Source organism: Caecibacteroides pullorum, from assembly GCF_019239235.1.
Taxonomy (GTDB): Bacteria; Bacteroidota; Bacteroidia; order Bacteroidales; family Bacteroidaceae; genus Bacteroides; species Bacteroides pullorum.
Map to the genome: position 1 here is coordinate 182,870 of NZ_JAAZTS010000001.1, position 12,913 is coordinate 195,782.

Here is a 12,913-nt window from a genome sequence, read left to right on the forward strand (position 1 = left end):
GATGCATCTATCATTTCCTTTATTCAAATTATTAAAATAGAAGACACATGAAAAAATATATCTTTCTTGTGGTGGCTCTGCTGTGCGCATTGCTGCCCGCCACTCTTATGGCCGAAGAACTGAAGAGTTCGGATGCCAACATCGTAGGACATGTATTGGAAAAACATTCCAAAGAACACCTCTCTTATATTACCGTTTCCCTGAAAGGAACCACCATCGGTACCCTGACCGATGCCACCGGACACTATTTTCTGAAGAATCTGCCCGAAGGCCGCTTTACGTTGCAAGTCAGTTCCGTAGGTTACAAGACACTGACACGCGAAGTCGTTCTGAAGAAGGGCGTCACGCTGGAAGAGAATTTCGAACTGGAGGAAGATCTCGTGGCGCTGGACGGCGTGGTGGTCACCGCCAACCGCAGTGAGACGACCCGACGCTTGGCCCCCACGCTGGTCAACGTCATGGACTTCAAGCTCTTCGAACAGACCAACTCTACCACATTGGCTCAGGGACTGAACTTCCAGCCCGGCGTGCGTGTGGAGAACAACTGCCAGAACTGCGGTTTCCAGCAGGTGCGCATCAACGGCCTCGACGGTCCCTATACCCAGATTCTTATAGACTCGCGCCCCGTATTCAGTGCTTTGGCAGGTGTGTACGGGTTGGAGCAGATACCGGCCAACATGATCGAACGTGTGGAAGTGATGCGTGGAGGCGGTTCGGCCCTCTTCGGCGCGTCGGCCATTGCGGGTACCATCAATATCATCACCAAGGAACCCCTGCGCAACTCCGCCCAACTGGGACATACGATTATGGGTGTAGGAGGCTTCTCTGCGTTCGACAACAATACGACCATGAACGCTTCGCTGGTGACCGACAACCACAAGGCGGGCATCTATGTCTTCGGGCAGAACCGCCAGCGCAGCGGTTTCGACTACGACGGCGACGGCTTCACCGAGCTGCCCAAGCTGCGCAACCAGACCGTAGGCTTCCGTTCCTTCCTCAAGACCAGTACCTACTCCAAGCTGACCTTCGAGTACCACCATCTGCAGGAGTTCCGCCGTGGCGGTAACCTGCTCGACCGTCCGCCCCACGAGACCGACATCACCGAGCAGACCGAGCACAGCATCAACAGCGGTAGCGTGAAGTTCGACTACTTTTCGCCCAACGAAAAACATAAAGTCAATGTCTACGCCTCCATGCAGCACATCGACCGCGACAGCTACTACGGTGGCGACCATTCGCTCAATGCCTACGGTGCCACTACAGACCTGACGTGGGTAGTCGGTTCGCAGTACGTCTACCACTTCGACCGCTGCCTCTTCCTGCCTGCCGACCTGACGGGTGGTGTGGAGTACAACCAGGATGCCATGCACGACAAGATGTGGGGCTACAACCGTTACATCGACCAGACGGTGCGCATCGCCGGCGCCTTCCTGCAGAACGAGTGGAAGAACGACCACTGGAGTTTCCTTGTAGGCGGACGTTTGGACAAGCACAATCTGATAGACCACGTCATCTTCAGTCCGCGTGTCAACCTGCGCTACAATCCCACGAAAGATATCAACCTGCGTGCCGCCTACTCCGTGGGCTTCCGCGCCCCGCAGGCCTTCGACGAGGACCTGCATGTCGAGAACGTGGGTGGCAACGTATCCATGATCCAGCTGGCCAAGGACCTGCGTGAAGAGAAGTCGCGCAGCGTCAGTCTTTCGGCCGACCTGTACCACCGTTGGGGCGCCTTGCAGGGCAATCTGTTGGTCGAAGGTTTCTACACCAACCTGTCCGACGCCTTTGCCTTGCGCCAGATCGGCACCGAAGACGGCATCTTGAAAAACGAACGCTACAACGAAAAAGGAGCCCGTGTCTATGGCGTGACGCTCGAAGGCAAACTGGCCTGGCTCACTACGCTCCAGCTTCAGGCGGGCGTCACCCTGCAGAAGGCCGAATACAAAGAAGCCCGCCAGTGGAGCGACGACGAAACCGTTCCTCTGGAGAAGCGCATCTTCCGCACGCCCGACACCTATGGCTACATGACCCTGACCTACAGTCCCGTGAAACCGTTGAGCATCGCCCTGTCGGGTACCTATACGGGTAGCATGCTGGTGGAACACCGTGCCGGCTACATCGAGAAAGACCGTGCCGAGACTACGCCCAGTTTCTGGGAAATGAACCTCAAGGCCGCTTACGACTTCACCCTCTACAAGGATATCACCCTTCAGGTGAATGCCGGCGTACAGAACCTCTTCAATGCCTATCAGAAAGACTTCGACCAGGGCAAGCTGCGCGACTCCGGCTACATCTACGGTCCCGGTCTGCCCCGTTCCTATTTTGCGGGAGTGAAGATCAGTTACTGATGCGTGAAAGCTGATACAGATTCTCCTGCAAAAGAAAAATGGGAGATTCTTCGTTCATTCTCAGTTCTTTTCCTTATTTTTCCTTTGGATTTTAACTCATAACCCATGAAGCTTATGAAAAAAGGAAAAGAATCTTTGACGGCCTGTATGGCCGCCCTGATCCTCCAATTGGAGAAAGAGGGACGCCCCGGCACGGCACACGTCTATCGCAGTACGCTGCGTCGTGTGCTCGACTTCACCGGGGGTGTCCCTCTTTCTTTTTGTGAGGTGACCCCTCTTTGGTTGAAAAGTTTCCAGAACTACCTGCAAAACAGGTTTGCCATGAGTCATTCATCTGTAAAGGTTACTGAAACCTATTTCAAACGGCATACAGACGAACGTATCGGACAGATGAACCGGGAGATTCTTTCACAAGTATTTTGTGCCTGATCTCTTGGGGCTTTTCTTTTGCCTTTGGGCGGAAGTGTCCCCCAATTAGGTGACAACCGTATAATCAGGTTGTAATTTGGTGAAAGGAGATTATTTTACGTTTCGGGAAAGATGTGCAGATACGGTTACTTTGTAGGTAACGGTGAAAGACGTTTTTCAGGACTCTTCTTCCTTTCACACGAAATAAAAAAAGTTCTTTCAATGAAACTTCACTACAAGAAGCTGTGTGTCAATAGCTTGTAGTGAAACCGACAATTTCCCCTCCTGTAACTGTGAAAGCAGTGTGAAATACATCTTGTTTCACTTCATTCGGTTGCTGTTCAGTGTTTTATGCTTCGTGTGAAGCCTTGAAGGCAGAATCTGGAAGAGAACTTGTAAACATCTACTTTAGCGTCATAAACATCTACTTTAGCCGCGTAAACAGGCACTTTAGCCAAGCCAACATCTATATTTGTGGAAGGCGGTTCCTTTCTGTAGGCAGGTCCGGCCTCACAGTAGGGGCGTGAAGCGGAGGGCGGTTTTCAGGCGTATAGAAGGCTGGCTGTCTGAGCGTAGCGAGTTCCTGTCTTTTAGCCTGAAAATCGTTCGAAGTAGTCCCGGAAGTGCAGACGGCATCTTTTCTTTTTTTTGTATCTTTTCCTTTAGGTCTGTCGAAAGAAAAAGTATGAACTTTATAATCGAACTGTAAATTTTTAATGTTAAAATTTAGTTTTAGTTTGTTTGTTTGTAAATAATAGTTTTATTTTGTGCTATTGATTTAAATCACCGTTACCTACAAAGTAACAGAAAAGTCTCTTTTTTTATTGAGATTGAAAGAAATCGTGCTATAAAAATGAAAAATATGAAACGAATCTTGCTCTTATGGATGCTGTTTGTCAGCATTTCTTTGTCGGCTCAAGATTGGGCTGTCAAGACCAACCTGCTTTACGACGCGACAGCAACGATCAACCTGGGTGCGGAAATCGGCCTTGCCCCCAAGTGGACGCTGGATCTGTCTGCCAACTACAACGGCTGGACCTTCAACGACAACAAGAAATGGAACACGGCTCTTTCATTTAAGCTTAGAAGAAGGTATATAATCCCCCCACCCACTTCTTATGGGAAGCAGGAACTTTGGTATAATTGATGCTCAATATGTTACAAATCCTCTGAAATTACAAATTATTTTCAATAATTACAATTACAATCCTTACAATTATGTTTACCCCGATTGCTGGCGTTTTTTTTGCGGTGTTTTAAATATTTTAACACCATATATATCCTTATCTTCTAAAATATTACTATTATTACGGCGTGATAAGATTTGTTTAAAAAAAGATACTAAAAAAGACAAAAACTACCATGTGGAGGAGAAATTGTTGCATCATGCTGCTTTTCATGTCTGTACTTCCTGTATCCCAACACGTTCAGGCACAAGAGGTTCGGGATTCGGTACGGATTTATTTCCGGCAGGGACGCTCGGAGCTGGACATGTCTGTCCGCAATAACCGGGCTGCATTAGGACGCATAGCCGACAGCCTGAGCACCAGCTATGCCGATTCGGTCTACATCTTGCGAAAGATTCTGGTGGAAGGCGGGGCATCGCCCGAAGGCAGTATCCCGCTGAACCGGAAACTATCGGAAAAACGTGCGGAAACTTTGTTCGGGTACTTGTCGCAATATGGCGAATTGCCCGACTCGCTGACTACTTTCCGCTTTATAGGAAGAGACTGGGCAGGGCTGCTCCGGCTGGCAGAAGCCGACCCGGGCCTGCCCTACAGGGAGCAGACGCTGGACTTGCTGCGCCAGGCGGCGGAAAGCGCGCGGTCGGGAGAGCGGGCTGAAGACAATTACGTAGGTAAGCTCGCGCGCCTGGCGGGCGGCAAGCCATACCGCTACATGTACCGCCAGTTTTTCCCCGAGCTACGCGCCTCGCGCCTCCACCTGTGGTACCAGAAAGTGTGGAATCCGCTGAAGACGCCCGTCCCCGTCCCGTTCGTCACGCCTTTGCCCCTTGCCATGCCGGAGAGGCTGGAAGCTCCCCATACGCCCGAGCCTCCGCGGAAGCCGTTCTACATGGCCGTGAAGACGAATCTGTTATACGATGCGGCGCTTATCCCAAACGTAGGCGTGGAGTTCTACCTGAAAGACGGCTGGAGCGTCGGCGCCGGATGGATGTACGGCTGGTGGAAGAAGGACCGCATCCACTGGTACTGGCGGACGTACGGAGGCGACATCTACGCGCGCCGCTGGCTGGGCAAGGCCGCCGAAGAGAAACCGCTCACGGGACATCACCTGGGCGTGTATGCGCAAGTGCTGACCTACGACTTCGAGACCGGCGGGCGTGGCTACCTGGGCGGCGAGCCGGGCGGCACGCTCTTCGACCGCGCGAGCTTCGCCGGAGGAGTGGAATACGGCTACTCATTGCCCATCAAGCCGAGGCTGAACCTGGACTTCACGATAGGCATAGGCTATCTGGGCGGAAAATATTACGAATATATACCGATGGACGAATGTTATGTATGGCAAGAGACGAAGATGCGCCACTGGTTCGGCCCCACGAAGCTGGAAGTCTCGCTGGTGTGGCTCTTAGGGCGCGGCAACGTCAATAAAGGGAAAGGAGGCGGCAGATGAAACGATTGTTTTACTTCATCACCCTGGCTCTGCTCTGCACGGCGTGCGAGCACAAGGAGCTGTGCTTCCAGCATCCGCACCTGAAAACCGTGCGGGTGGAATTCGACTGGCGTGACGCTCCACAAGCCGACCCCGACGGAATGTGCGTCTACTTCTATCCCGTGGCGGGTGGAAGCGGCCAGCGTTTCGACTTCCGGGGCACGACGGGCGGAGAAGTGCAGCTCAGGGTAGGCGAATACGTAGTGATATGCTATAACAACGATACCGAAATCGTGGAGTTTTACAATACCGACGACTTCGGCACCCACGGCATCTACACCCGTGAAGGAAACCCGCTGGAGCCGATATACGGCAATGCAGCCAACTATGCCCCGCGGGCGGAAGGAAGCGAGGAAGAGCGGGTGACGGTAAGTCCCGACATGATGTGGGGATGCACCGCCACGGAAGTGGAAGTGACCGACGAGGGGCTGAGCTACGTATGCGTGCCCTTCGAGGGGCAAGACAAGGAAGCGGTGACAGAACGCGACGAATACGTCATCACGCTCTATCCGCACGAATTGGTCTGCACGTACACCTACGAGGTGCGCAACGTGAGCAACCTGAAGCACATGTCGCAAATGTGCGGCACCCTGTCGGGCATGGCGGGCACGCTGACCTTCGCCTCCGAAGAAGTGGGCAGGGAGAGCGTAACGGTGCCTTTCGCGTCAGAATCGGACGGAGTATCGACGGTGACGGGACGTTTTTACACCTTCGGCCACCACTTGGAGAACCCCGACCCGCACCGGATGGTGTTCTACGTGGTGATGGACGACGGGTCGAAGTATTGCTACAAGGATACGGAGAAGCTGGACGTGACTACGCAGGTGCACGAAGCACCCGACTTCCGCCACGTGCATATCATCATCGACGGGCTTGACCTCCCCCAGCCCATCGAGAACGGCCACGGTTTCGACATGACGGTGGACGACTGGGAGGTAGTGGAAGAAGAAATTGAGATCTGATCAAATATGTTTAATCGATTAAAATTAAAGTGAAATGAGAAAGTTTTATTTAGGAGCATTGGGGCTGTTAGTAATGGCATCGTGCTCGCAAGACGAAACCGTCGGCATCAACCATGACGGCGATGAAATCACATTCAGTGTGGTGACGAACAGTGCTACAAGAGCGGAGAATGTGTTCTGCAACAACAACTCTGCGACTAATTTCCATGTGTCGGCTATCAGCGACGGAAAGTCGTACATTGAAGGAGACGATATTGCATACCAAGACGGGAAGTGGGTAAATCAAGACGGTACCCGTTATTGGCCTGACGAATCGGTTGACTTTTATGCACACGTCAATGGAGGTACTACCTATGATTGGAGTGTAAGCGAAGGCAAAGCAACCGCTAAATTCAACAACTTCAAGGTAAACCAGACGGTAGCCGACCAAGTGGACTTAATGTATTCGGTTAAGACAGGCCAAACAAAAACGGCTAATTCGAAAGTAATCCTTAACTTCCGCCACGCCTTGTCTCAAATTGTGTTCCAAGCCAGAAACGAAAGCGAAAACCTGCATGTGGAAATATCGGGCGTATCCATCTGCAAGCTGAACGATACGGACAATTTCACGTTTCCGAGCACCAGCACAGACAATAATTTCGTAGACCATAACGGAGAGAAGCCGAACACTGCGCTTACCAACCAAGGGACATGGGCAAACGAAAACACGAGTAAGGCTGGTACGGCATCCTATTCGGTTACATTCCCGTCCGTTACTATCAAGGCGGAGAATACACCGCTTACTACGACCGATGACGCAAGCAAAAACGGGGAATACAACGCGAACACCATGTTGCTTTTGCCGCAACAAACTACCGCATGGGAACCTAAGGCAGGTGTAGGGAAACCTGCTGACCAGACGGGTTCTTACTTCCTCGTGAAATGCGCCATCTACAATGTAGCGGGAAGCTCATTCGATGCTGATACAGACGTGCCTCTTTGGGGAACTCAAGCCGCACATAAAGAGGTTGCTATCCCTGTAGCCGCTAATTGGGACCAAGGCAAGAAGTACATCTATACCTTCGTGTTCGGTAATGGAAACGGCGGTTATGAACCAGATCCTGACCCCGAAGATCCGGATCCAGATCCAGAACCCGTACTCGTCCCGATTACATTCGACATTACAATTGACGACTTTGTTACGGTAGATCCCGATATCGAAATCGAAACCGGCGTTCCGGGAGCAGGTGAATAACCTTTAAGCACATTTTGTTGCGGAATACTTCTTAATTACACAGGCTGGGCGGGGTTGAATGTTCCCTACCCAGCCACCATATTCAAAAAAACTTTTTACGGAGGAACTGGAAATGAATACACGACATCTGATTCAGAAGATAGGGATGGCAGGGGCGGTTGCCCTTGCCGCGGCATCGTGCACGCAAGACGACCTGACGGGCGGGCGAGGCACGAACGGCAACGCCATCGGGTTCGGCATCACCACCCTTGCCGAAAACACCGCCGAAGGACGTGCCTCGGAAGCCGACGATAAGCCCATCGTATTGCCCTTCCCCGGAGGGCGCGACACGCTCTACCTGCACCCGTGGGCGGAAGAAAACCGCTCCGTCCCTTCCGCCCCGCAAAAAGAAGAAACACGAGGCGTGCCGGTGACGACGGAGGAGGACTTCAAGGACGTATGCAAGAGCTTCGGCGTGACCGCCTATACCGACGACGGCAGGCTCTTCATGCCGAACGAAAAGGTGACGAGCGCATCGGGAAACCTGTGGACTACCGGCGAGACCTACTTCTGGCCCGCCGAGGAAACCCTCAACTTCTATGCCTACGCCCCATACAGCAGCACCGGTGACGGTTACGGTGACAATATGACAATTAATCAAAACGCAAAAACCATCACGTTCAGCCATACCGTGCCCGACCAAGCCACCAAGCAGCCCGACATCTTGTTCACCCACAAAGCGTGCAGCAAGGCGTCATCCGAGAACGGCACCGTGCCCCTCAGGTTCCACCATGCCCTTGCCGGCGTGAAGTTCGTGGCAAAGAACGTGACGCCGTGCACCGTCACCTCCATCACCCTGAGAGGCTTGTACGGGCAAGGATTGTGCACCTACACCTACGATGGCGATACGGGCACCTTCGCATGGACGACAACCGGAGATAAGCGGGATTTCTCGGAAACATTTAACGTGACGCTGAATAATAGCGAGGGCGAAAACACCCAGCCCATCACCGACGAGAAGCCCGAAACCACCTTCATGATGATTCCGCAAACGCTGGAGGGCGTAACGGTGGAAGTGGGCGTAACCACCAGTGAAGGCGAATTCACCCTGACCGGCTCGCTGGCTCAGACCGGCGCGTGGGAAGCGGGCAAGATATACACCTACGCCATCTCCACCGAATCAATCAACTGGGTATACGTATTCGATGTGACCCCCGACAACGACGGCATCACCTTGCCTCTCGGCGAAACCCAAGGGACGTACACCGTAACGAGCTACCGCTTCCGGAGGGGGACTCCCAATGAGAAAGAACCGGTGGCATGGAGTGCGGTGAATACGGCGTGTACGGAGACTGACCAAGACACCGGAATCGAGGTAGCTGGCATCACCTTAGCGGATGTATTGCGAACTTTCACCTACGGAGACAATACGCCTTCGGAAAGCGAAGATTATACCATCGGCTTAACGGAAACGACCCTGAAAACCGATTGGCCCGGCGACCAGACTCTGAAAAACAATACGAAGAAGGGAACCCCGGAATCTCCCTACGACCTTTCCACCCACGATGAGAAAGGGGGCACGATAAGCCAAACCACCGCCAATTGCTACGTGGTGAACGCGGCGGGCACGTACATGCTGCCCCTCGTATATGGCAATGCCATCAAGAACGGAGGGGAAAACTCGGCGGCTTACCAAGGAGGCCAGTTCAACGATTACTTGGACCGGACGATAAGCAACTCCCAAATAACGGGAGCCGACGATGCCGTATTGGTATGGAGCGACGGATTCTTTATGTTTAAGGACATCAAGCTAAGCGATGACAAAAAGTACCTTGTCTTTACCATCGACCCCGACTACATGCAGCAAGCCAACGCCGTACTGGCGGTGCGCGACGCACAAGACCGCATCATGTGGAGCTGGCACATCTGGGTGACCGAACGACCCGTCTATACAGAGACAGAGATACATACGCTGACCGACCTTTTCGACCAAAACAACAAATACGGCATGATGCAATGCAACCTGGGCTGGGTAGACGGGAAAATGGTTTACTACAACCGGCGCAACCTGACCTTCAACTTCACCCAAACCGGTTCGGGCAACACCGACCAACTGACGGTTGTGCAAGAAGGTGCCGAGTTCGACTATAAAGACGTAGGCTCTACCTACTACCAATGGGGACGCAAAGACCCGCTGGTAGCGTTGAGGAACTGGAATTCGTACCGCTTCGAAGATTACCGCCTGCACGAGACGGGCGACCCCGACTATGTGTACCGCACGGCAACAGGCCCCGCCAGCTTCGGACAAGCCATCCAGCATCCCAATGTGTTCTACACGCGTGGCGGCAATGCGGGTACCGACTGGAATAGCGAACACGTAGCTACGCTATGGAACACCAGGGACAGCGGAGGCGAACTGGAATCTACCGTTTCTACCAAGACCATCTACGACCCTTCGCCCCGAGGCTTTAAAGTGCCGGTGCCCCGCACATTTGCCGTATTCGTAAACGGAGGCACCAGCACCACTACGGGAGGTACGTTGAACGGGTATCGCTACGAAGACGATGTGCATAACAAATACCGGGTCTATCCCCAACCCAACCGGGGAGGTACTGCAATCCCCCTGACCGCTACGGGACAACGCGCAGACCGTGCCGGACTGGAAGCTTATGTCCCAGGGGATGGTAAAGGAGAAGTAGGAGGACTGTGGTCATTGTTTGGCGTATATTATTGGACTTGTGTGCATGAGCAAAACCATACAGGAGTCAATACGAATGCTTACACGCTCGTCATACGTAGCGACTATCCGAGTGGAAGTGGAATTGAGGTCTATTCCTACGGATTTGTAGGTGCTAAGACCATGGCACGCCCCGTGCGTCCCATCCTGGACGACAGATGAAGGACAGGCAATTAAGCATTTTATATCTCTATCAAAACCCGTAGGGAAGTGTCCCTACACACATTTTACTTAAATTATGCGAATCAGGAGTTGGCTTCCTGATTCAAAAGATTAAAAATTGACAAATGTAAGTAGAGCAATAGCCAACTTTCCAAAGGTATGTACCAACAAGCCTTTGGTAGCTCTAACTTTAGACGCTCTTTGAATTTCTGTTTTTTCATTCAGCCAATTGAAAAAGGATTCGATAGGTTGTCTGAGTTTGGACACAGCTTGTGAGAACAAGTCCCTGGCTGCTTTATCCCTCTGTTTGAGCACTTCCGGCTCTCCCTTAATCTCCTTATGCGGGGTAAGGACTTTAACCGGATTACTCTCGTTGAAGAAAGAAAAGTCGCTGTAAATCTTGTCCCCGAGCACGGTCCTTCCGGACAGGTATGGCGCGCATTCGTTTTTGAATACGGCCAGGTCGTTGTCCGAAGCCGGTGTCAGAATTATCATCTCAGGAAAAGGTATTGTACCCTTCCTCCGCTGTCCTACCATGTGCAGTTTCATGCCATAGTAGTACATGTTCTTGGTAGAGCAATATCCTTTTGATGTTATCTCCGTTGCCACTTTTCCTTCCCGGTTCTTTCCTTTGCAGGTAACATTCGGCATGGAATCCACAATGGAAACGAGAGAGTCGCAATCCTCAGGCTTGAATGATTGTATCATGGTTTCCGCCAACACTTTAAAGGCTTCTGAAAGCATGTTCAAACGTGCATTGAATGTCTGGTAAGACGGCAGCTTGGGAAACCACGATGACAGATACTCCTTGGCGAAAGTATGTATCTCCTTGATGCCGAACTATCTCTGGCAGTAACCGCAGAACAGATAGACGGTAAGAACCTCCTCGTCCGTAAACTCGGGATTGGAGTTGTTGCTGAATCTCTGGCAGTAGAAACGCAGAGAAGACTTATAGACATCACAGATATACATATACAGACTTATTAGTTTTAACTTTTTCTCCTTGGGAATCATAATTAGAAAAATGAGTGGTTTTATTCTTCTAATATACTGATTTTCAAGGAGATTACAAAGTAAAACGATGAGATAATTAACTGAATTACAAACTTTTAAAACTTGAATCAGAAGCTATTTTCAACTCCTGATTCGCATAATTATCTCATTTTTGAGCCAGCATATGTATTATTGCGGTAAAGTTCATGGAAAGTTCTCCGATAAGTTCGGCCGTTCCCTTTGCCTTGTCCGAGAGCTTTTTCCTTTTGCCTTTCCATATCGAGAGTATTGCCAGTACCATCCTCTGTATCGTGTCAAGATTTCTGGCGGACCTTGCATCTTTCCGTCTGATAAAGTCCTGCCTCAGGTTGCGGTCAAGGTCCCAGTGCATGCTTTCTATGGCCCAATGCATTCTGGCTATTGTGCCCAGCCGCCGGGCACTTCCGTGAAAGCTGGAGACATAGAACCTTCTTTCGGAAGATTTCTGACCGTCAGATTTCCTTTCCGTTGCAGTCCGTATTTCGACAACCGTCAGATCTCCATTCCACTTTTCCCTGTCCGTAATCAGGTCATTTCCACGAAAGATGCGGCATACCCTGGTCTCTATCCTGCCATGTTCAAGGAAAGGCCCTTCCGAATATACATCCACAGGCTCCGCAAGCCCGACATTGTCCTCAATCCCATATCGCAAAGTCCTCTGGTTCGCCTTCAGTTCGATAAGGAAATCACCGCCTTTTTCCCGGATTTTATCTATGATGGCTTTCTGGAAGGACATGGCGTCCGCTGTAACTATGCATCCCGACACATCCACCTTGTCCAGCAGTTTGGGCACGGAAGTTATCTCGTTGCTTTTTTCTTCGCACATGTCCGTGGCAAGAGTGACACCTCCTTTAAGGGAATAGGCTGACACGATGTCGGGGTTGCGTCCGTTTTCAAGTACCGTCCCTCTCATCGCCTTGCCGTCAATACAGAGGATGTCCCCGGCAAAACCGACAAGTTCAGCATGGAAAGCGGCAGTAAATTCAGACATCCGTCCAGACATGGCTTCATCATCTATATGTTTGAATACACGGCAGAGCGTAGGCTCAGAAGGCACGCCCTCCAACAAAATCCCTAAAGAGCGGAAGCGTTTCAGATTACGCTCGCCGAATCTGATTATATCCGGCCTTGTTATACACTTGCCCAGCCGTCCGAGTATTACAAGAAGAAGAATATCTTCCAGCTTGTGTTTGTAGTTTCCCTTGTCTGTCCTGCGGTAATCCGGCACTGATTTCACAAATTCTTTCAGATGTTTCATTATGCTGCCACTATGGCGGAATGCATGTTTCTTTTTAATATATTAAACACGCAAAATGTTGCATATCAGCAAAATAAATTGTATTTTCGCATAGCGAAAATTAAGGCGGAAATCAAAAAA

Annotated in this window: 8 protein-coding genes and 1 pseudogene; 7 read left to right on the forward strand and 2 right to left on the reverse strand. The window is 51.3% G+C overall.

Annotation, left to right across the window (positions count from 1 at the left end):
- The first annotated feature begins 47 nt into the window (after window positions 1-47).
- From HF894_RS00725 to HF894_RS00755, 7 genes and pseudogenes are all read left to right on the forward strand, one after another.
- Complete coding sequence (locus HF894_RS00725) at window positions 48-2,348, forward strand: TonB-dependent receptor (protein ID WP_204970746.1); 2,301 nt, start codon at window positions 48-50, stop codon at window positions 2,346-2,348.
- Window positions 2,349-2,462: 114 nt separating this feature from the next.
- Window positions 2,463-2,777, forward strand: a complete 315-nt coding sequence (locus HF894_RS00730; protein WP_204970747.1) for a phage integrase SAM-like domain-containing protein — start codon at window positions 2,463-2,465, stop codon at window positions 2,775-2,777.
- Window positions 2,778-3,618: 841 nt separating this feature from the next.
- Window positions 3,619-3,816 (forward strand): annotated as a pseudogene (locus tag HF894_RS00735) (DUF3575 domain-containing protein); the annotation flags it as partial.
- A 302-nt stretch (window positions 3,817-4,118) separates the two neighbouring features.
- Window positions 4,119-5,390 (forward strand): DUF3575 domain-containing protein, encoded by a 1,272-nt coding sequence (locus tag HF894_RS00740; protein WP_204970749.1) that lies wholly within the window; start codon window positions 4,119-4,121, stop codon window positions 5,388-5,390.
- Window positions 5,387-6,391 (forward strand): DUF5119 domain-containing protein, encoded by a 1,005-nt coding sequence (locus HF894_RS00745; protein ID WP_204970750.1) that lies wholly within the window; start codon window positions 5,387-5,389, stop codon window positions 6,389-6,391. Before HF894_RS00740 ends, HF894_RS00745 begins: the two co-directional genes overlap by 4 nt.
- Window positions 6,392-6,425: 34 nt before the next feature.
- Window positions 6,426-7,625, forward strand: a complete 1,200-nt coding sequence (locus tag HF894_RS00750; protein WP_204970751.1) for a fimbrillin family protein — start codon at window positions 6,426-6,428, stop codon at window positions 7,623-7,625.
- A gap of 112 nt (window positions 7,626-7,737) precedes the next feature.
- Window positions 7,738-10,503: a fimbrillin family protein gene (locus HF894_RS00755; RefSeq protein WP_204970752.1), complete on the forward strand. Its 2,766-nt coding sequence runs from the start codon at window positions 7,738-7,740 to the stop codon at window positions 10,501-10,503.
- Window positions 10,504-10,614: 111 nt separating this feature from the next.
- Here the strand turns inward: HF894_RS00755 and HF894_RS00760 are convergent, their stop codons facing one another.
- Both HF894_RS00760 and HF894_RS00765 read right to left on the reverse strand, forming a co-directional pair.
- Window positions 10,615-11,247, reverse strand: a complete 633-nt coding sequence (locus tag HF894_RS00760; protein ID WP_246593087.1) for a transposase — start codon at window positions 11,245-11,247, stop codon at window positions 10,615-10,617.
- A 415-nt stretch (window positions 11,248-11,662) separates the two neighbouring features.
- A complete protein-coding gene (locus HF894_RS00765; protein WP_204970753.1) occupies window positions 11,663-12,793 on the reverse strand; it encodes an ISAs1 family transposase in 1,131 nt (376 codons plus the stop codon).
- Window positions 12,794-12,913: the final 120 nt, after the last annotated feature.